This window comes from Cupriavidus sp. 01L45, assembly GCF_056399885.1.
Genome location: NZ_JBFTSG010000093.1, coordinates 1 through 20,669, shown reverse-complemented (window position 1 = coordinate 20,669; position 20,669 = coordinate 1). Strand labels below are relative to the sequence as shown.

At 61.5% G+C, this 20,669-nt stretch carries 13 protein-coding genes, 3 tRNA genes, 1 rRNA gene and 1 pseudogene; all 18 read right to left on the bottom strand.

Features of this window, described 5'->3' with window-relative positions; translation table 11 throughout:
* Nucleotides 1–147 (bottom strand): GTP-binding protein (locus tag AC1DT6_RS38575; RefSeq protein WP_441643095.1); only part of this gene is annotated, 147 nt, incomplete at its 3' end.
* A 77-nt stretch (nucleotides 148–224) separates the two neighbouring features.
* A complete protein-coding gene (fusA, locus tag AC1DT6_RS38570) occupies nucleotides 225–2,327 on the bottom strand; it encodes an elongation factor G (RefSeq protein ID WP_441635849.1) in 2,103 nt (700 codons plus the stop codon).
* Between the two features lie 117 nt (nucleotides 2,328–2,444).
* A complete protein-coding gene (rpsG, locus tag AC1DT6_RS38565) occupies nucleotides 2,445–2,915 on the bottom strand; it encodes a 30S ribosomal protein S7 (protein ID WP_035876146.1) in 471 nt (156 codons plus the stop codon).
* A gap of 223 nt (nucleotides 2,916–3,138) precedes the next feature.
* On the bottom strand, nucleotides 3,139–3,516 hold the full coding sequence (gene rpsL, locus AC1DT6_RS38560) for a 30S ribosomal protein S12 (protein WP_006162330.1): 378 nt from the start codon (nucleotides 3,514–3,516) through the stop codon (nucleotides 3,139–3,141).
* Nucleotides 3,517–3,912: 396 nt separating this feature from the next.
* Nucleotides 3,913–5,775, bottom strand: a complete 1,863-nt coding sequence (recQ, locus tag AC1DT6_RS38555) for a DNA helicase RecQ (RefSeq protein ID WP_441635847.1) — start codon at nucleotides 5,773–5,775, stop codon at nucleotides 3,913–3,915.
* Between the two features lie 273 nt (nucleotides 5,776–6,048).
* On the bottom strand, nucleotides 6,049–10,293 hold the full coding sequence (rpoC, locus tag AC1DT6_RS38550) for a DNA-directed RNA polymerase subunit beta' (RefSeq protein WP_035876149.1): 4,245 nt from the start codon (nucleotides 10,291–10,293) through the stop codon (nucleotides 6,049–6,051).
* A gap of 130 nt (nucleotides 10,294–10,423) precedes the next feature.
* Nucleotides 10,424–14,530, bottom strand: a complete 4,107-nt coding sequence (rpoB, locus tag AC1DT6_RS38545; RefSeq protein WP_035876151.1) for a DNA-directed RNA polymerase subunit beta — start codon at nucleotides 14,528–14,530, stop codon at nucleotides 10,424–10,426.
* 411 nt (nucleotides 14,531–14,941) lie between these two features.
* Complete coding sequence (gene rplL, locus AC1DT6_RS38540; RefSeq protein ID WP_035876154.1) at nucleotides 14,942–15,316, bottom strand: 50S ribosomal protein L7/L12; 375 nt, start codon at nucleotides 15,314–15,316, stop codon at nucleotides 14,942–14,944.
* Nucleotides 15,317–15,391: 75 nt separating this feature from the next.
* Entirely contained in the window at nucleotides 15,392–15,940 is a 549-nt protein-coding gene (gene rplJ, locus AC1DT6_RS38535; protein ID WP_477115486.1) for a 50S ribosomal protein L10, read from the bottom strand.
* 422 nt (nucleotides 15,941–16,362) lie between these two features.
* On the bottom strand, nucleotides 16,363–17,058 hold the full coding sequence (gene rplA, locus AC1DT6_RS38530; protein WP_035876155.1) for a 50S ribosomal protein L1: 696 nt from the start codon (nucleotides 17,056–17,058) through the stop codon (nucleotides 16,363–16,365).
* Entirely contained in the window at nucleotides 17,059–17,490 is a 432-nt protein-coding gene (gene rplK, locus AC1DT6_RS38525; RefSeq protein ID WP_006162338.1) for a 50S ribosomal protein L11, read from the bottom strand. It lies immediately after the preceding gene.
* Nucleotides 17,491–17,669: 179 nt separating this feature from the next.
* Nucleotides 17,670–18,251 (bottom strand): transcription termination/antitermination protein NusG, encoded by a 582-nt coding sequence (nusG, locus tag AC1DT6_RS38520; RefSeq protein ID WP_006162340.1) that lies wholly within the window; start codon nucleotides 18,249–18,251, stop codon nucleotides 17,670–17,672.
* Nucleotides 18,252–18,261: 10 nt separating this feature from the next.
* Entirely contained in the window at nucleotides 18,262–18,642 is a 381-nt protein-coding gene (secE, locus tag AC1DT6_RS38515) for a preprotein translocase subunit SecE (RefSeq protein ID WP_045243152.1), read from the bottom strand.
* 37 nt (nucleotides 18,643–18,679) lie between these two features.
* Nucleotides 18,680–19,860: pseudogene (gene tuf / locus AC1DT6_RS38510) on the bottom strand (elongation factor Tu).
* Between the two features lie 43 nt (nucleotides 19,861–19,903).
* A tRNA-Thr gene (locus tag AC1DT6_RS38505) sits at nucleotides 19,904–19,978 on the bottom strand.
* A gap of 41 nt (nucleotides 19,979–20,019) precedes the next feature.
* A tRNA-Gly gene (locus AC1DT6_RS38500) sits at nucleotides 20,020–20,093 on the bottom strand.
* 59 nt (nucleotides 20,094–20,152) lie between these two features.
* A tRNA-Tyr gene (locus AC1DT6_RS38495) sits at nucleotides 20,153–20,238 on the bottom strand.
* Nucleotides 20,239–20,581: 343 nt separating this feature from the next.
* A 5S ribosomal RNA gene (gene rrf / locus AC1DT6_RS38490) occupies nucleotides 20,582–20,669 on the bottom strand; the annotation flags it as partial.

Sequence of the window (20,669 nt, the reverse complement as noted above, 5' to 3'; positions counted from 1 at the left end):
TTCGTCGTACTTCTTGGCGGCGCCGCCAAACTTGGCTGCCAGCACCGTAGCAATCGCGGCCGTCAGCGTGGTCTTGCCATGGTCAACGTGACCAATCGTGCCAACGTTCACGTGCGGCTTAGTCCGCTCGAACTTTTCCTTTGCCATTTTTCAGCTCCTAATCGAAACCAGTATGTCGTGTTCATAGTGCCGCCGCGCACAACGCGCGGCGGCGGATTTTTTTCTTACTTGCCGCGAGCCGTGATCACGGCGTCGGCTACGTTCTTCGGAGCTTCAGCGTAGTGCTTGAACTCCATCGTGTACGTAGCGCGGCCTTGCGTGGCCGAACGCAGCGAGGTCGAGTAGCCGAACATCTCTGCCAGCGGAACTTCCGCGCGCAGGATCTTGCCGCCGCCGACCATGTCGTCCATGCCCTGGATAATGCCGCGACGCGACGACAGGTCGCCCATCACGTTACCCATGAAGTCTTCCGGCGTTTCCACTTCCACGGCCATCATCGGCTCGAGCAGCACCGGGCTGGCGCGGCGCATACCTTCCTTGAAGCCCATGGAGCCGGCCATCTTGAACGCGTTTTCGTTCGAGTCCACATCGTGGTACGAACCGAAGAACAGCGTGACCTTGACGTCGACCACCGGGAAACCTGCCAGCACGCCGGCGTTCAGGGTTTCGGTAATGCCCTTGTCCACCGCGGGGATGTACTCGCGCGGCACCACGCCGCCCTTGATGGCGTCGACGAACTCGTAGCCCTTGCCCGGTTCCTGCGGCTCGAGCTTGAGCACCACGTGACCGTACTGGCCACGGCCGCCCGACTGCTTGACGAACTTGCCTTCGACTTCTTCGCAGACCTTGCGGATGGTTTCGCGGTAGGCAACCTGAGGCTTGCCCACGGTGGCTTCCACGCCGAATTCGCGCTTCATGCGGTCGACCAGAATTTCCAGGTGGAGCTCGCCCATGCCCGAAATGATGGTCTGGCCGGATTCTTCGTCGGTCTTGACGCGGAACGACGGATCTTCCTGTGCCAGGCGGTTCAGGGCGATGCCCATCTTCTCCTGGTCAGCCTTGGTCTTCGGCTCGACGGCCTGCGAAATCACCGGCTCCGGGAACACCATGCGTTCCAGGATGATGATGTGGTCCGGATCGCACAGCGTGTCGCCCGTGGTGGCTTCTTTCAGGCCAACCGCAGCGGCGATGTCGCCTGCCAGCACTTCCTTGATTTCTTCGCGCTGGTTGGCGTGCATCTGCAGAATCCGGCCCAGGCGTTCCTTCTTGCTCTTGACCGGGTTGTAGATGGTGTCGCCCGAATTGACCTTGCCCGAGTACACGCGGAAGAAGATCAGCTGGCCGACGAACGGGTCGGTCATGATCTTGAACGCCAGCGCGGAGAACTTTTCGTCGTCCGCAGCACGGCGCGACACTTCCTTGTCGTCATCGTCCACGCCGGTGACCGGCGGGATGTCGACCGGCGACGGCAGGAAGTCGATCACGGCGTCCAGCATACGCTGCACACCCTTGTTCTTGAACGCGGTGCCGCACAGCATCGGCTGGATTTCGCAGGCGATGGTACGGTCGCGCAGGCCCTTGATGATCTCGGCTTCGGACAGTTCGCCCTCTTCCAGATACTTGTTCATCAGTTCTTCGTTCGACTCGGCAGCTGCCTCGACCATCTTCTCGCGCCATTCGTTGCACGAGTCGGCCAGTTCAGCCGGGATGTCCACGTAGTCGAACTTGGTACCTTGGCTGGCCTCGTCCCAGATGATCGCTTTCATCTTGATGAGGTCGACCACACCCTTGAAGGTGTCTTCGGCGCCGATAGGCACGACGACGGGAACCGGGCTGGCCTTCAGGCGGGTCTTCAGCTGGTCGTAGACCTTGAAAAAGTTCGCGCCGGTACGGTCCATCTTGTTGACAAAGGCCAGGCGCGGAACGCCATACTTGTTAGCCTGACGCCACACGGTTTCCGACTGGGGCTGCACGCCACCCACTGCGCAGTAGACCATGCAAGCGCCGTCCAGCACGCGCATGGAACGCTCCACCTCGATGGTGAAGTCCACGTGGCCCGGGGTGTCGATGATGTTGATGCGGTGTTCCGGGTAATTGCCGGCCATGCCCTTCCAGAAGGCGGTGGTGGCAGCGGAGGTGATCGTGATGCCACGCTCCTGTTCCTGCTCCATCCAGTCCATCGTGGCGGCGCCATCATGCACTTCACCGATCTTGTGGTTCACACCGGTGTAGAACAGGATCCGCTCGGTCGTGGTGGTTTTACCCGCGTCAATGTGAGCCGAGATACCGATATTACGGTAGCGCTCAATGGGAGTCTTACGAGCCACTTTAATCCTCTATTCGTCCGTGAGACGCCGGCATCTCATTGCCAACGCCCGTAACACAAACGGGCGAGCGTGTCATTACACAGCCCGCCCGGCAACCAACCGCGTAACTCGCGCGCTTTAGAAGCGGAAGTGCGAGAACGCCTTGTTGGCTTCGGCCATGCGGTGCACTTCGTCGCGCTTCTTCATCGCGCCGCCGCGGCCTTCCGCTGCTTCCAGCAGCTCACCTGCCAGGCGCAGCGCCATCGACTTCTCGCTGCGTTTTTTCGCGGCCTCGCGCAACCAACGCATCGCCAATGCCAAACGACGCGACGGACGGACTTCGACCGGAACCTGATAGTTGGCGCCGCCCACGCGACGGCTCTTCACTTCGACCACCGGCTTCACGTTGTTGATGGCAACGGAAAACACTTCTACGGGGGCCTTGCCTGCCTTCTTTTCGATCTGGTCGAACGCGCCATAAACGATACGTTCGGCAACCGACTTCTTGCCGTCCAGCATCAGGACGTTCATGAACTTGGCAACTTCAACGTTACCGAATTTCGGATCGGGCAGGATATCCCGCTTGGGGACTTCACGACGACGTGGCATCTTCTTTCCTTTAGATTCAGTTGAGAGCGCGGCTATTTCCCGCTCTCCGGCCACCAACTAGCTTGCCTCTCATTCAGGCAAATTCGCCGGGTGACCACTTACTCGACGGCACGGCGCATAAACGCTCCGTTTTACCGCCGCCTGGTGACAGCACCATGACGCAACCGCCACAGGCCATCGTTTGTTGCTTCGGGCTTTATGCCCGGCTTGCCTGGCGTTAGCCTTAAGCAGCCTTCGGACGCTTCGCGCCGTACTTCGAACGTGCCTGGCGACGATCCTTCACGCCTTGCAAGTCCAGCGAGCCACGGACGATGTGGTAACGCACACCCGGCAAATCCTTCACACGGCCGCCGCGGATCAGCACGACCGAGTGTTCTTGCAGGTTGTGGCCTTCACCGCCGATGTACGAGATGACCTCGAAACCGTTGGTCAGGCGCACCTTGGCGACCTTACGCAGTGCCGAGTTCGGCTTCTTCGGCGTCGTGGTGTACACACGGGTGCACACGCCGCGACGCTGGGGGCAGTTCTCAAGCGCCGGGCTCTTGCTCTTGACGACTTCAGAGACGCGCGGCTTGCGAACCAGTTGGTTGATAGTTGGCATTGTTCAATCCAGCTTGGTTTTACGGAAAAACACCCCTGGGGCCACAAGCAATGGGCCGAAGAGGCAACGACGGGTTTTGGGCGGGAAAGGTGAGCGAGCGCTCTTGAGACGGACCTGTGGAGGAACAGACTGGCCAAAGAACGCGAGCTCGCCTGGGATCCCGCTGCGACCACACCACCAGAGCATCACACGACCCCCTTGGTGGGCTTGCCGATTGCGAACCGAAGGCCACAAATCTGACAGGCGAGCGAAATCCAAAGCCAAAAACTCGAATCTGCCATGCTAACAGCGGAGACGTAAACGGTCAAGCAGCTTCTGCCGCTTGCCGCTTGCCGCTTGCCGCTTGCCGCTTGCCGCTTGCCGCTTGCCGCTTGCCGCTTGATGCGCATCCGGGCATCAGAAGTCGGATACGGCACCCAGCGTTTCGAGGATGGCGTCGCCATAGCGCTCAAGCTTGGCGGCACCAATGCCAGGCACTTCGGCCATTGCTGTCAGCGACTCCGGTGCGCTGCGCGCCAGTTCGGCCAGTGTAGCGTCGTGGAAGATCACATAGGCCGGCACGCCGTGCTCGCGCGCCGTCTCGGTCCGCCACTTGCGCAGCGCCTCCCAGTTGGCCAGCGCCTCGGTGTCCATGCCGGCGGTATGGTCGGTACGGGTGCCGGTGCCGCGTGTGGACCGCTCGCCGCTCTTGGCTGGCTTGCTGGCCTGCCGGCGCAGCGTAATCTGCGTCTCGCCCTTGAGCACCGCGCGTGCGGACTCGCCCAACAGCAGCGCGCCGTGGCCGCCGTGGTCGATCATCAGCAGTCCGTGCGCAATCAGTTGACGGAAGATGGCATGCCATTCGGATACCGTCCGGTCCGCGCCGATGCCAAAGGTGGACACCTTGTCGTGCCCCCACTGCCGGATTTTTTCCGATGCGTTGCCACGCAGCACGTCGATCATGTGGGTGGCGCCGAAATGGATGCGGCTGGCCTGCGCGGTGCGGTAGACGCACGACAGCGCCATCTGCGCCTCGCGCGTCCCGTCCCACGTCGCGGGCGGCTCCAGGCAAGTGTCGCAATTGCCGCAAGGCGCGCTGGCCTCGTCGAAATACCCCAGGATGCGGACGCGCCGGCATCCGGCCGTCTCGCACAGCCCGAGCAGGGCGTCGAGCTTTGCGGACGAGACGCGCTTGTGCGCTTCATCCGCCTCGGACTCGTCGATCATGCGTTTTTGCTGGACCACGTCGCCGAGGCCATAGGCCATCCATGCGTTGGCCGGCAACCCGTCACGACCGGCGCGGCCGGTCTCCTGGTAGTAGCCTTCCATGCTCTTGGGCAGGTCCAGGTGAGCCACGAATCGCACGTCAGGCTTGTCGATCCCCATGCCGAAAGCGATGGTTGCCACCATGATCACGCCCTCTTCTTCGCGAAAACGGGCCTGGTGGTGCTGGCGCACGCCCGCATCCATGCCGGCATGGTATGGCAGCGCGTTGAGTCCCTGGCCGCTGAGATAGCTGGCCGTGTCCTCCACCTTCTTGCGCGACAGGCAATAGACGATGCCGCTGTCGTGGGTGCCGTCGGCGGCCAGGTGCTCGGCCTTGATAAAGGCCAGCAGCTGCTGGCGCGCATTGTCCTTCTCGACGATGCGATAGCGGATATTGGGCCGGTCGAAGCTGGAAATGAAGACGCGCGCATCGTGCAGCGCCAACCGCTCGACGATTTCCTCGCGCGTGACCGAATCCGCGGTAGCCGTCAGCGCAATGCGCGGCACCTGCGGGAAGCGCTCGTGCAGCACCGAGAGCTGGATGTACTCGGGGCGGAAATCATGCCCCCACTGCGACACGCAGTGCGCCTCATCAATGGCGAACACGCCGATACGGGTACGCTCGAGCAGGTCCTGGAAGCGCGGTGTCATCAGCCGCTCGGGCGCCACGTAGAGGATCTCGAGCCTGCCAGCGAGCAGGTCGCGCTCCACCGCCGAAGCCTCGGCGCCGCTGAGCGTCGAGTTCAGCACGGCCGCGCGCACGCCGGCCTCCGACAAGGCAGCGACCTGGTCCTGCATCAGCGCGATCAGCGGCGACACCACGATGCCGACCCCCTGGCCTGCCCGCTGCCGCATCAGCGCCGGAATCTGGTAACACAGCGACTTGCCGCCACCGGTGGGCATCAACACCAGGCAATCGCCACCGTCCGCCACGTGGTCGATGATCTCCGCCTGCCGGCCGCGGAAGGCGTGGTAGCCGAAAACATCCTTGAGAATCGCCAGGGCGCGCGACATATCTACAGCTTAAAAAAGAGGGTGGGACCGCGAAAGGCGTAACCATACCACCAAGGGGGCGGCCAACTGCTTCGTACCGTGACGAATGTTCCCTGAAACCTTTSGGCCGGCGCGGCGCCAGTGTGTTTGCCGGCAAAAATGCACACGATGAATAACAATGTCGAAACAAGGCACGGCAAAACAAAATCCAAAATATAGAAGCAGGCAAAAAAATGCCCGGCCACCAGGGCCGGGCATCTTCATGCAGCTTGCTGCAGGTTCAGGCTGGCAGTCTTAAACCGCGTCGCCCTCGCCTTCGGTCGTCGCCGGCACCACCGGCGGCTCGATGAAGAGCGACTGCTCTTCGTCGGAGATCGCCTGGGCGCGTTCGCGCTCGGCCGCCTCGCGCGCCTTGCGGGCGCGGTGGTAGGCCAGACCAGTACCAGCGGGGATCAGTCGGCCAACGATCACGTTTTCCTTCAGACCACGCAGGTCGTCGGTCTTGCCCATGATCGCGGCTTCGGTCAGCACGCGGGTGGTTTCCTGGAACGATGCCGCCGAGATGAAGCTGTCGGTGGACAGCGACGCCTTGGTGATACCGAGCAGCAGGTTTTCGTACGTGGCCGGACGCTTGCCTTCGGCGATCACGCGATCGTTCTCGTCGAGCAGTTCCGAACGCTCCACCTGTTCACCCGGGATGAACTTGGTGTCGCCCACATCCGAGATCTGCACGCGGCGCAGCATCTGGCGCACGATCACTTCGATGTGCTTGTCGTTGATCTTCACGCCCTGCAGACGGTACACGTCCTGCACTTCGTCGACGATGTAGTGCGCCAGTTCCTCGATGCCCTTCAGGCGCAGGATGTCGTGCGGGTCCGCCGGACCTTCCACGATCATTTCGCCCTTGTTCACCACCTGGCCATCGTGCACCAGGACTTGCTTTTCCTTGGTGATCAGGAACTCGTGGGCGTTGCCGTCCAGGTCCGTAATCACCAGGCGTTGCTTGCCCTTGGTGTCCTTGCCGAACGACGTGGTGCCGGTGACTTCCGCCAGCACGGCGGCGTCCTTCGGCGAACGCGCTTCGAACAGCTCGGCCACGCGCGGCAGACCCCCGGTAATGTCGCGGGTCTTTTGCGATTCGGTCGGGATACGTGCGAGCACTTCACCCACATGCACTTGCTGGCCGTCCTTCACGGTGATCAGCGCGCCGACCTGGAAGCCGATGGTCACGGAATGGTCCGTGCCCGGAATCTTCACTTCCTGGCCGTTGGCGTCGAGCAGCTTCACCTGCGGGCGCAGGCCCTTGGTGGCAGCCGTACGGCGCTTGGCATCGATCACCACGAGGGTCGACAGGCCGGTGACTTCGTCCATCTGCTTGGCGACGGTCACGCCTTCTTCGACGTTCTCGAACTTGGTCGTGCCGGTGTACTCCGACACGATCGGGCGCGTCAGCGCGTCCCACGTGGCCAGCTGCGTACCAGCCTTGATGGCCTGGCCGTCCTGCACCAGCAGCGTGGCGCCGTACGGGATCTTGTGACGCTCGCGCTCGCGGCCATGGTCGTCGGTGATCAGGGCTTCGCCGGAACGCGAGATGACGATCAGTTCGCCCTTCGCATTGGTGACGTAGCGCATGGTCGCCGTGAAACGCACGGTACCGGTTGCCTTCGCTTCCACGCTGGATGCCACTGCCGAACGCGATGCCGCGCCGCCGATGTGGAACGTACGCATGGTCAGCTGCGTGCCCGGCTCGCCGATCGACTGAGCGGCGATCACGCCAACCGCTTCGCCGGAGTTCACCAGCACGCCGCGGCCCAGGTCGCGGCCATAGCACATGCCGCACAGGCCGTAGCGCGTGTCGCACGACAGCGGGGTACGCACCTTCACTTCGTCCACGCCGATGGCGTCGATCATGTCGACCAGATCTTCGTCCAGCAGGGTGCCGGCCTCGATCGCGGTTTCCTGGGTTTCCGGGTTCACCACGTCGGTCACCGTCACACGGCCGAGAATACGGTCGCGCAGGGCTTCGATCACTTCACCACCCTCGACCAGGGCCTTCATGGCCACGCCGTTGGTCGTGCCGCAATCGTCTTCCACCACCACCAGATCCTGCGTCACATCGACCAGACGACGGGTCAGGTAACCCGAGTTCGCGGTCTTCAGTGCCGTATCCGCCAGGCCCTTACGCGCGCCGTGGGTGGAGATGAAGTACTGCAGAACGTTCAGGCCTTCACGGAAGTTCGCCGTAATCGGCGTTTCAATGATCGAGCCATCCGGCTTGGCCATCAGGCCCCGCATGCCGGCCAGCTGACGGATCTGCGCAGCGGAACCGCGCGCGCCCGAGTCGGCCATCATGTAAATCGAGTTGAACGAGTCTTGCTTGACGGTGTTGCCGTCACGGTCGACCACGTCCTCGTGCTGGAGCTGCTCCATCATCGCCTTGCCCACCTGGTCGCCGGCAGCGCCCCAGATGTCCACGACGTTGTTGTAGCGTTCCTGGTCGGTCACCAGGCCCGACATGTACTGCTTGTCGTATTCCTTGACCTTGGCAGCCGCGTCGGAAATGATCTTTTCCTTTTGCGGTGGCACCAGCATGTCGTCGATGGCGATCGAGATACCGGCGCGCGTTGCCAGGCGGAAACCCGACTGCAGCAGCTTGTCGGCGAAGATCACGGTTTCACGCAGACCGCACTTGCGGAACGCGGTGTTGATCAGGCGCGAGATTTCCTTCTTCTTCAGCGGCTTGTTCAGCACCGAGAAAGGCAGGCCCTTCGGCAGGATCTCGGACATGATCGCGCGGCCGACCGTGGTGGCCTGCAGCGTGATCTTGGGCGCGAAGCGGGCGTCGCCCACGGCGTCCTTGTCGACCAGTTCATACTCGGTGATACGCACGTTCACGCGGGAAGCCAGTTCGACTTCCTTGTTCTCGTAGGCGCGGATCACTTCGCTGATGTCGGCAAACGTCAGGCCTTCGCCCTTGCCGTTGATCTTGTCGCGGGTCGTGTAGTACAGACCCAGCACCACGTCTTGCGACGGCACGATCGACGGATCGCCGTTGGCCGGGAACAGCACGTTGTTGGAGGCCAGCATCAGGGTGCGGGCTTCCATCTGCGCTTCCAGCGACAGCGGGACGTGCACAGCCATCTGGTCACCGTCGAAGTCGGCGTTGAACGCCGCGCAGACGAGCGGGTGCAGCTGGATGGCCTTGCCTTCGATCAGCACCGGCTCGAACGCCTGGATACCCAGGCGGTGCAGCGTCGGTGCACGGTTCAGCATGACCGGATGCTCGCGGATCACCTCTTCGAGGATGTCCCACACCACCGCGGTCTGGCTTTCCACTTCCTTCTTCGCCGCCTTGATGGTGGTGGCGATGCCCATCGTTTCCAGCTTGTGGAAGATGAACGGCTTGAACAGCTCGAGCGCCATCAGCTTGGGCAGGCCGCACTGGTGCAGCTTGAGGGTCGGACCCACCACGATGACCGAACGGCCGGAGTAGTCGACGCGCTTGCCCAGCAAGTTCTGGCGGAAACGGCCGCCCTTGCCCTTGATCATTTCGGCCAGCGACTTCAGCGGACGCTTGTTGGCGCCCGTCATCGCCTTGCCGCGGCGACCGTTGTCCAGCAGCGAGTCAACCGCTTCCTGCAGCATGCGCTTTTCGTTGCGCACGATGATTTCAGGCGCCTTCAGTTCCAGCAGGCGCTTCAGGCGGTTGTTACGATTGATGACGCGGCGATACAGGTCGTTCAGGTCCGAGGTGGCGAAACGGCCGCCATCGAGCGGTACCAGCGGACGCAGTTCGGGCGGCAGCACCGGCAGCACTTCCAGGATCATCCATTCCGGCTTGATGCCCGAACGCTGGAACGCTTCAAGCACCTTCAGGCGCTTGGCGAATTTCTTGATCTTGGCTTCGGAACCAGTGGTCTGCAGCTCGGCGCGGATCGTTTCGATCTGCTTTTCAATGTCGATGCCGCGCAGCAGTTCACGGATGCCTTCGGCACCCATCATGGCCACGAATTCGCCTTCGCCGTACTCCTCGCACTTGGCGATGTAGTCGTCCTCGGACATGATCTGGCTCTTCTTGAGCGGGGTCATGCCGGGTTCGAGCACCACGAATGCTTCGAAATACAGGACGCGTTCGATATCGCGCAGCGTCATGTCGAGCACCATGCCCAGACGCGACGGCAGCGACTTCAGGAACCAGATGTGCGCGGTCGGCGCGGCCAGTTCAATGTGGCCCATGCGCTCACGGCGCACCTTGGCCAGCGTCACTTCAACGCCGCACTTCTCGCAGATCACGCCACGGTGCTTCAGGCGCTTGTACTTGCCGCACAGGCACTCGTAGTCCTTGATCGGGCCAAAGATCTTGGCGCAGAACAGGCCATCGCGCTCGGGCTTGAAGGTCCGGTAGTTGATGGTTTCCGGCTTCTTCACTTCACCGTACGACCACGAACGAATCTTCTCCGGCGATGCCAGGCCGATCTTGATCGCGTCGAACTGCTCTTCCTGCTGAACCTGCTTAAAGAGATCGAGCAATGCTTTCATTGCAACTCCTTGTTTCGCCGCCAGCCCGACATCATGYCGGGCCCGCGGCATTCATCCTGTGGGAAAACCGTAGCGGGCATTCGGCGGGAGGTGGGCCATTGGCTATTGCCGGCCCCCCGCGCAATCTCAATCAGTAGCGATCGAGGTCGATGTCGATACCCAGCGAACGGATTTCCTTCACCAGCACGTTGAACGATTCCGGCATGCCGGCGTCGATCGAGTGCTCGCCCTTGACGATGTTCTCGTAGACCTTGGTCCGGCCGTTCACGTCATCGGACTTGACCGTCAGCATTTCCTGCAACACGTAGGAGGCGCCGTAAGCTTCCAGCGCCCACACTTCCATTTCACCGAAACGCTGGCCACCGAACTGCGCCTTACCACCCAGCGGCTGCTGGGTGACCAGCGAGTACGGACCGGTCGAACGGGCGTGCATCTTGTCGTCGACCAAGTGGTGCAGCTTCAGCATGTGCATCACGCCCAGCGTCACCGGACGCTCGAACGCTTCACCGGTACGGCCGTCGTGCAGCGTGACCTGTTGCTTGGAAGCGGTCAGGCCCATTTCCTTGGCAATCGCGTCCGGGTAGGCCAGGTCCAGCATGCGACGGATTTCGTCTTCATGCGCACCGTCAAACACCGGCGTAGCGAACGGCACACCCTTCTTCAGGTTGGTGGCCAGTTCCAGCACTTCGGCGTCGGACAGGCTGTCGAGGTCTTCCGGCTTGCCGCTCTCGTTGTAGATCTGAGCCAGCAACGGACGCAGTTCCTGCGCCTTCGCCTGTGCCTTGAGCATGGAACCGATGCGCTGGCCCAGACCGCGCGCAGCCCAGCCCAGGTGGGTTTCCAGAATCTGGCCCACATTCATCCGCGACGGCACGCCGAGCGGGTTCAGCACGATGTCGGCAGGCGTGCCGTCGGCCATGTAGGGCATGTCTTCGATCGGAACGATCTTCGACACAACGCCCTTGTTACCGTGACGGCCTGCCATCTTGTCGCCAGGCTGCAGGCGGCGCTTGACGGCCAGGTACACCTTGACCATCTTGATCACGCCCGGCGGCAGTTCGTCGCCTTGCGTGAGCTTCTTGCGCTTTTCTTCGAAGGCCAGGTCGAACTCGTGACGCTTCTGCTCGATGGCTTCCTTGACGGCTTCCAGCTGGGCAGCAACTTCCTCGTCGGCCGGACGGATGTCGAACCAGTGGTACTTGTCCAGGTCGGCCAGGTACTCGCGGGTCAGTTTGGCGCCCTTGGACAGCTTCTTCGGACCGCCGTTGACGGTCTTGTCGAGCAGCAGGCGCTCCAGACGCTGGAAGGCATCGCCTTCGACGATACGCAGCTGGTCGTTCAGGTCCAGGCGGTAGCGCTTCAGTTCGTCGTCGATGATCGACTGGGCACGCTTGTCGCGGGTCACGCCTTCGCGCGTAAAGACCTGGACGTCGATCACGATACCGCTCATGCCCGAGGGCACGCGCAGCGACGTATCCTTCACGTCCGAAGCCTTCTCGCCGAAGATCGCGCGCAGCAGCTTTTCTTCCGGGGTCAGCTGGGTCTCGCCCTTGGGCGTGACCTTGCCGACCAACACGTCGCCCGCTTCCACTTCGGCACCGATGTAGGTGATGCCGGACTCGTCCAGACGCGCCAGTTGCGCTTCGGCGAGGTTGGAGATGTCGCGGGTGATTTCTTCCGGTCCCAGCTTGGTGTCACGGGCGACGACCGACAGTTCCTCGATGTGGATCGAGGTGTAGCGGTCTTCGGCAACCACGCGTTCGGAGATCAGGATCGAATCTTCGAAGTTGTAGCCGTTCCACGGCATGAACGCCACCAGCATGTTCTGGCCGAGCGCGAGCTCGCCCAGGTCGGTCGAGGCGCCGTCGGCGATCACGTCGCCACGGGCGACGAAGTCGCCAACCTTGACCATCGGACGCTGGTTAATGTTGGTGTTCTGGTTCGAGCGCGTGTACTTGATCAGGTTGTAGATGTCCACGCCGACTTCGCCAGCAACGGCTTCATCGTCGTTCACACGGATCACGATACGCATCGCATCGACGTAGTCCACCACGCCGCCACGGGTTGCCTGCACGGCGGTACCCGAGTCGACCGCAACGGTACGCTCGATGCCGGTACCCACCAGCGGCTTGTCCGGACGCAGGCAAGGCACGGCCTGACGCTGCATGTTGGCGCCCATCAGTGCACGGTTCGCATCGTCGTGCTCGAGGAACGGCACCAGCGATGCCGCCGCKGACACGATCTGCGACGGCGCCACGTCGATGTACTGAACGCGGTCYGGCGTGACCATACGGGTTTCACGCTCGCTACCCTCACGCGACGACACCAGTTCGTCGATCAGGGTACCGTCGGTATCGACCGTCGCGTTGGCCTGCGCCACCACATACTTGCCTTCTTCGATGGCGGACAGGTAGTCGACCTGATCGGTCAGCTTGCTGTCGACCACCTTGCGGTACGGCGTTTCCAGGAAGCCGTATTCGTTCAGGCGTGCGTACAGTGCCAGCGAGTTGATCAGGCCAATGTTCGGACCTTCCGGCGTTTCGATCGGGCACACGCGGCCGTAGTGGGTCGGGTGCACGTCGCGGACTTCAAAGCCTGCGCGTTCGCGGGTTAGACCGCCCGGGCCCAGTGCGGAGACACGGCGCTTGTGCGTGATCTCGGACAACGGGTTGGTCTGGTCCATAAACTGCGACAGCTGCGACGAACCGAAGAACTCGCGGATCGCCGACGAAATCGGCTTCGAGTTGATCAGATCGTGCGGCATCAGGTTTTCGGTCTCGGCCTGGCCCAGACGTTCCTTGACGGCGCGCTCCACGCGCGATAGGCCGGCGCGGAACTGGTTTTCGGCTAGTTCGCCGACGCAACGCACGCGACGATTGCCCAGGTGATCGATGTCATCGACCTCGCCCTTGCCGTTGCGCAGGTTGACCAGGATCTTGATGGTCTCGAGGATGTCCTCGTCCTGCAGCACCATGCTGCCTTCGCCGCTCGGGCGGCCCAGGCGGCTGTTGACCTTCATGCGGCCAACGCGCGACAGGTCGTACGACTCTTCGCTGTAGAACAGGCGCTGGAACAGGGCTTCCACCGCGTCTTCGGTCGGCGGCTCGCCGGGACGCATCATGCGGTAGATGGCGATACGCGCAGCGGTCTGGTCGGCGGTGTCGTCCACGCGCAGCGTCTGCGACATGTACGGACCCTGGTCCAGATCGTTGGTGTACAGGGTCTGGATCTGCTTGACGCCGGCTTCGCGCAGGTTTTCCAGCACGGTTTCGGTCAGCTCGTCGTTGGCGTTGGCAATCACCTCGCCGGTATCCGGGTCGATGATGTTCTTCGCCAGTACGCGGCCGAGCAGGTAGTCTTCCGGCACGCTGATCAGCTTGGTACCGGCGGAATCCAGGTCACGGATGTGCTTGGCGTTGATCCGCTTGTCCTTCTCGACCACGACACGGCCGTCCTTGTCGGCAATGTCGAAACGCGCGACTTCGCCACGCAGGCGCTCGGGCACGAACTCCATCTGCGCGCCTTCCGACTGCAGCGTGAAGTTGTCGAACACGAAGAAGTGCGCGAGGATCTGCTCGGGCGTCAGGCCGATCGACTTCAGCAGGATCGTCACCGGCATCTTGCGGCGGCGATCGACGCGGAAGTACAGGATGTCCTTCGGGTCGAACTCGAAATCGAGCCACGAACCGCGGTAAGGAATGATACGTGCCGAGAACAGCAGCTTGCCCGAGCTGTGGGTCTTGCCCTTGTCGTGCTCGAAGAATACGCCAGGCGAGCGGTGGAGCTGCGAGACGATCACACGCTCGGTGCCGTTGATCACGAACGAACCGGTCGACGTCATGAGCGGAATTTCGCCCATGTAGACTTCCTGTTCCTTCACTTCCTTGACCTTGCCCGGATTTTCCCGATCGTTGATGATCAGGCGCACCTTGGCACGCAGCGCCGAGTGGAAGGTCAGGCCGCGCTGTTGACATTCCTTGACGTCGAACGGCGGGTTGGACAGATGGTAGGAGACGAACTCCATACGGGCGAGCCCGTTGTGAGACACAATCGGGAAGATTGCGCTGAAAGCCGCTTGCAGGCCCTCTGTTTTGCGACGTGAGGGTGGCGTACCCTCTTGCAGAAACTGAGCGTAGGATTCAATCTGGGTGGCAAGCAGGAAAGGAACCTGATGAACCGTCGCGCGCTTCGCAAAACTTTTGCGAATGCGCTTCTTTTCGGTGAAGCTGTACGCCATGGGATCTCCGAATCATCGCAGGGCTGGCTGGACCGGCGCAGCACCTGAGGTGTTCAGCGACTGGGAGGGGATTTGGCGGTTGGCCGCTACCAACCTCTGGCTGACGGTGTCCGCACGCTGCGAGCCGGCAGAAACGACGCAATGCGTCATACCGGCCCGGGGGACACCCGACCAAACTTGTCTTCTGCAGTCGGTTCAGAAGACAAACATCAGCAACCACCTAGTGTGCCACTGATGTTTGGCCTCTGCTGAAGCTTAGGCATGCGCCCAGCCATCAAGCATCGTTTGCGCCATTTATATACGTTTCCGAGTGCACAGTAAAACACACTTCGTAGAAGCGCAAAAAGGCTGGCGCCGGGAATCTCCCTTTGCCAGCCCCATTCGCGTGCCAATGGGGCACGCGAGCACAGCTTACTTGACTTCGACCTTTGCGCCGGCGTCTTCCAGCTTCTTCTTGGCGTCGGCTGCAGCAGCCTTGTCCACGCCTTCCTTGACAGCCTTCGGTGCGCCGTCGACCAGATCCTTGGCTTCCTTCAGGCCCAGGCCGGTGATTTCGCGAACAGCCTTAATCACGCCAACCTTGTTTGCGCCGATTTCCGACAGGATGACGTTGAATTCGGTTTGCTCTTCAGCAGCGGCAGCACCGCCAGCGCCCGGGGCAGCAGCCACGGCCATCGAAGCGGCGGAAACGCCAAACTTCTCTTCAAACGCCTTGACCAGGTCGTTCAGTTCCATCACGGACATCGCGCCTACGGCTTCGAGGATGTCGTCTTTGCTGATTGCCATTTGAAATACTCCTGCTAAATGTGATTCGGTATCGGTAATGCGATCTTGATGAGCCAGGCTGCGGGGGCTTGCGCCTTAAGCAGCAGCGCCTTCGCTCTCGGCGGCGGCAGTTGCGCCTTCGCCTTCGGYAGGGGCGCCTTCGCTCTTCTTGGCGGACAGGGCGGCCAGCAGACGGGCGAAGCCCGACACCGGTGCCTGCATCACGCCAAGCAGCTGAGCAATCAGTTCGTCACGGCTCGGGATCGAGGCCAGTGCCTTGACGGCAGCAGCATCGAGCACGTTGCCGTCGTACGACGCTGCGCGCAGAACCAACTTGTCGTTGGTCTTGGCAAAGTCGTTCAGAACCTTGGCCGACGACACTGCATCTTCGGAAATACCGTAGATCAGCGGACCGGTCATTTGCTCTGCGAGGCCGGCAAACGGCGTGCCTTCCACGGCGCGGCGGGCCAGCGTGTTCTTCAGAACACGCAGGTACACGCCTTGCTCGCGGGCCTTGGCGCGCAGCTTGGTCAGATCGCCAACCGCAATGCCGCGATATTCGGCAACGACGATGGTCTGGGCTTTAGCGACTTGCGCCGAAACCTCAGCAACGACGGCCTTCTTATCTTCAATATTGAGTGGCACGGTTAAGCTCCAAAACGATGCTTGTCCCCCGGATCGTCCGGGGCACGCACATCAGTCCAAACGAACGGCGTCCGATTTTGGCCCGAATCACCCGGGTCATTGCCCGGATTCTTCAATCCCTCGGGTTCGCCATCTGCGCTGGTGGGGCGGGTAGGCGTCGCGGCGAGCCACGTACGTTCCGTCCGATTAAGGCGAGGCAGCCAGACTGCAGCCGCGCCCGCCACCAGCGGTCTTTGATAACCAGCGGTGCCTGCCTCGCGCTTGCGCGCCGGCGGGTACCGCTGCCCAAAGCCTTGCTCCTTGTCTCACCGCGTTGCCCTCGGGCCACGCTGGAGTCTGGAGACGATCCCGGCCTGGGCCGGGATCTGCAATTCTTTACACCGGGCGACGTTATCGGGTCCGCCCGGTGGGTGCCGCCAGCCTTAGGCCGACAGCGAAGCCTGTTCCACGCGCACGCCAACGCCCATGGTGGACGACACGGCGATCTTGCGCAGGTACACGCCCTTGCTGGTAGCCGGCTTGGACTTCACCAGTGCTTCGATCAGCGCGTTCAGGTTGCGCTTCAGATCCGCATCCTGGAACGAACGGCGACCGATGGTGGCGTGGATGATACCGGCCTTGTCGACGCGGTACTGAACCTGACCGGCCTTGGCGTTCTTCACAGCCTGGGCCACGTCGGGAGTAACCGTACCAACCTTCGGGTTCGGCATCAGGCCGCGCGGGCCCAGGATCTGACCCAGCGTACCAACGATACGCATCGTGTCCGGCGAGGCGATCACCACGTCGAAGTTCAGGTTGCCGGCCTTGACTTGCTCAGCCAGGTCTTCCATGCCGACGATTTCGGCGCCAGCTGCCTTGGCAGCTTCAGCCTTTTCGCCTTGGGCGAACACAGCCACGCGGACCGACTTGCCGGTACCGGCAGGCAGCACCACGGAACCACGAACCACCTGGTCCGACTTCTTCGCGTCAATGCCGAGTTGCACGGAAACGTCGATGGATTCGTCGAACTTGGCCGATGCGCAATCCTTCACCAGGCCCAGGGCCTCGTCGATCGGGTAGAACTTGGTGCGCTCGATCTTCGCCTTGTTGGCGGCGACGCGCTTGGAAACCTTAGCCATTTACAGACCCTCCACGGTGATGCCCATCGAACGRGCCGAACCGGCGATGGTACGCACGGCGGCGTCCAGATCGGCGGCGGTCAGGTCAGCGTTCTTTGCCTTGGCGATTTCTTCAGCCTGGGCGCGGGTGATCTTGCCAACCTTGTCGGTGTGCGGCTTGGCCGAACCCTTGGTCAGGCCAGCAGCCTTCTTGATCAGCACAGTCGCCGGGGGCGACTTCATCACGAAGGTGAAGCTCTTGTCGGCGAAGGCGGTAATCACCACCGGCACCGGCAGGCCGGGTTCCATACCTTGGGTCTGCGCGTTGAACGCCTTGCAGAACTCCATGATGTTCAGACCGCGTTGACCCAGTGCGGGGCCCACGGGCGGGGAGGGATTTGCCTTACCAGCCGGAATTTGCAGCTTGATAAAGCCAATGATCTTCTTGGCCATATTTACTCCAATCCGGACCGCTTCCTGGAGGAATGCGATCCTGTTGAGTCGTAGCGCGCTAACGCTGCAAGGGCGGTTCATCCACCCCAACCAGCCTCACGCTCCTCTTTTGGCCGGCCCCTTGCGGGACTGGCCGTGCATTTTTTGCCCGCCTTGCGGCCAGCATAAAATGCGAAAACTTAAACCTTCTCGACCTGGCCGAACTCGAGTTCGACCGGAGTAGCACGTCCGAAGATGGTGACCGAGACGCGCAGACGCGACTTCTCGTAGTTCACTTCCTCGACATTGCCGTTGAAGTCGGTGAAAGGACCGTCCTTGACGCGAACCATCTCGCCCACTTCGAACAGCGTCTTGGGACGCGGCTTCTCGACCCCTTCCTGCATCTGGGTCATGATCTTGTCGACTTCCTTCTGGGAAATCGGACTCGGGCGATTACGCGCACCACCCACAAAACCGGTGACCTTGCTGGTGTTCTTCACCAGGTGCCAGGTTTCGTCGGTCATTTCCATCTCGACCAGCACGTAACCCGGGAAGAAACGGCGCTCGGTGACAGACTTCTGGCCACCCTTGATTTCAACCACTTCTTCGGACGGGACCAGGATGCGGCCGAACTTGTCCTGCATTTCGGCGCGTTCGATGCGCTCCTGCAGCGCGCGCTGCACGCTCTTTTCCATGCCGGAATAAGCGTGCACCACATACCAGCGCTTCTTCGACGAAGGCGATTCAGCTGCGGGGACTTCCTGTTGTGCGTTATCCGTCATGTTCTATCCTTCATTTCCAGCCCAGCACGAGCGAAAAGATGACCCACTCGATGAGCTTGTCCGCTGACCACAGGAACACGGCCATGATCACGACGAAGACGAACACCAGGCCCGTCATTTGCCCGGCTTCCTTGCGGGTGGGCCAAACGACTTTGCGGACTTCGCGATACGATTCCTTGGAGAAACCGATGAAGTCCTTGCCAGGTGCCGAGACCAGCGCGACCACCACGCCCAGTGCAATGCCGCCGAACAGGGCGGCGCCGCGCACATAGGATGGCTGCTGTGCCAGGGCATAGAAACCGATGACGCCGGCAACCACCAGTAGCACCGCGACGCCAAGCAACCACTTACCACTGGCGGCGTTGACGGTTTCGACGTTGGGATTGGCCATGTTTCGCAAACGAGACTAAGCCGCGTCACGATACTCTCTATCGCGACGCGGCTGATTGAATTGGCAGGGGCAGAGGGAATCGAACCCCCAACCTTCGGTTTTGGAGACCGACGCTCTGCCAGTTGAAGTCGAGGATCTTTGCCACGACGCCGGCGCCGACGGTACGACCGCCTTCACGGATGGCGAAACGCAGGCCTTCTTCCATGGCGATCGGGGCAATCAGCTTGACCGTGATCGACACGTTGTCACCCGGCATGACCATTTCCTTGTCCTTCGGCAGCTCGATCGAGCCAGTCACGTCGGTCGTACGGAAGTAGAACTGCGGGCGGTAGTTGTTGAAGAACGGGGTGTGACGGCCGCCTTCGTCCTTCGACAAGATGTAGACCTCGCCGGTGAAGTGCGTGTGCGGCTTGATCGAACCCGGCTTGCACAGCACTTGGCCGCGCTCGACGTCTTCGCGCTTCGTGCCGCGCAGCAGCAGACCCACGTTGTCGCCGGCTTGACCTTGGTCCAGCAGCTTGCGGAACATTTCCACGCCGGTGCAGATGGTCTTGACCGTCGGCTTGATACCAACGATTTCGATTTCTTCACCGACCTTGATGATGCCGCGCTCGATACGACCGGTCACAACCGTGCCACGGCCCGAGATCGAGAACACGTCTTCCACCGGCATCAGGAAGGTACCGTCGATGGCACGTTCCGGCGTCGGGATGTAGGTGTCCAGCGCGTCGGCCAGGGCCAGGATCGCCACTTCGCCCAGTTCGCCCTTGTCGCCTTCCAGTGCCAGCTTGGCCGAACCCTTGATGATCGGGGTGTCGTCGCCGGGGAATTCGTACTTGGACAAGAGCTCGCGCACTTCCATTTCGACCAGCTCGAGCAGCTCGGCGTCGTCGACCATGTCGCACTTGTTCAGGAACACGATGATGTAAGGCACGCCAACCTGGCGGGCCAGCAGGATGTGTTCGCGGGTCTGGGGCATGGGGCCGTCAGCGGCCGAGCACACCAGGATCGCGCCGTCCATCTGCGCTGCGCCCGTGATCATGTTCTTCACATAGTCAGCGTGGCCCGGGCTTCGTCGTACTTCTTGGCGGCGCCGCCAAACTTGGCTGCCAGCACCGTAGCAATCGCGGCCGTCAGCGTGGTCTTGCCATGGTCAACGTGACCAATCGTGCCAACGTTCACGTGCGGCTTAGTCCGCTCGAACTTTTCCTTTGCCATTTCGCGACTCCTGTGTCGGTAGCGATATTGCCAGTGCGGTATTTGGTGCCCATGGGCAGGATCGAACTGCCGACCTCTCCCTTACCAAGGGAGTGCTCTACCACTGAGCCACATGGGCGAAACTTGACTGCTGCTTTTAGAACTGCAACCCGGGCAATCTGGAGCGGGTGAAGGGAATCGAACCCTCGTCGTAAGCTTGGAAGGCTTCTGCTCTACCATTGAGCTACACCCGCCGGGTTACCACGCTTTCTGCTTCACCCACACCTGCCGGGCACTACTACTTTGCAATTCTTGGTGGAGAGGGTTGGATTCGAACCAACGTAGGCGTAAGCCAACAGATTTACAGTCTGCCCCCTTTAGCCACTCGGGCACCTCTCCGCAGAGAACTTAAGATTATGGTGTAACTCTCCTTGGCTGTCAAGCACTTTCCGTACTATGCAAAGTCCGGAAGGACAGCCCATTTGGAGATGACGTCGATGCCTGCACTGGCCATCTTCGGTCACACCATCAATCTCCGGTGTTCGATAAAGAATGAACACCTTCACCCTATAGGGGCTCGCCGGAGCCGCCAGGAAGGCCCCAGACGGCCTTCCTGGAGCGCCTGGGACCTACAAGCAGCTGCCGACCCAAACAGCGCGACAGCGGCGTTTTAATCAATATTAATCGCCGCCGCAAAAGCAAAACCCCCCAGTACTTTCGTACTGGGGGGTTTCAAGGGAGAGCCTGGCGATTACCTACTTTCACACGGGTATCCGCACTATCATCGGCGTGGAGTCGTTTCACGGTCCTGTTCGGGATGGGAAGGGGTG

Coding starts and splice junctions, on each gene's coding strand:
- rpsG (WP_035876146.1), bottom strand. CDS start 2,915: ATGCCACGTCGTCGTGAAGTCCCCAAGCGGGATATCCTGCCCGATCCG.
- rpsL (WP_006162330.1), bottom strand. CDS start 3,516: ATGCCAACTATCAACCAACTGGTTCGCAAGCCGCGCGTCTCTGAAGTC.
- recQ (WP_441635847.1), bottom strand. CDS start 5,775: ATGTCGCGCGCCCTGGCGATTCTCAAGGATGTTTTCGGCTACCACGCC.
- rpoC (WP_035876149.1), bottom strand. CDS start 10,293: ATGAAAGCATTGCTCGATCTCTTTAAGCAGGTTCAGCAGGAAGAGCAG.
- rplL (WP_035876154.1), bottom strand. CDS start 15,316: ATGGCAATCAGCAAAGACGACATCCTCGAAGCCGTAGGCGCGATGTCC.
- rplA (WP_035876155.1), bottom strand. CDS start 17,058: ATGGCTAAGGTTTCCAAGCGCGTCGCCGCCAACAAGGCGAAGATCGAG.
- nusG (WP_006162340.1), bottom strand. CDS start 18,251: ATGACGGATAACGCACAACAGGAAGTCCCCGCAGCTGAATCGCCTTCG.
- secE (WP_045243152.1), bottom strand. CDS start 18,642: ATGGCCAATCCCAACGTCGAAACCGTCAACGCCGCCAGTGGTAAGTGG.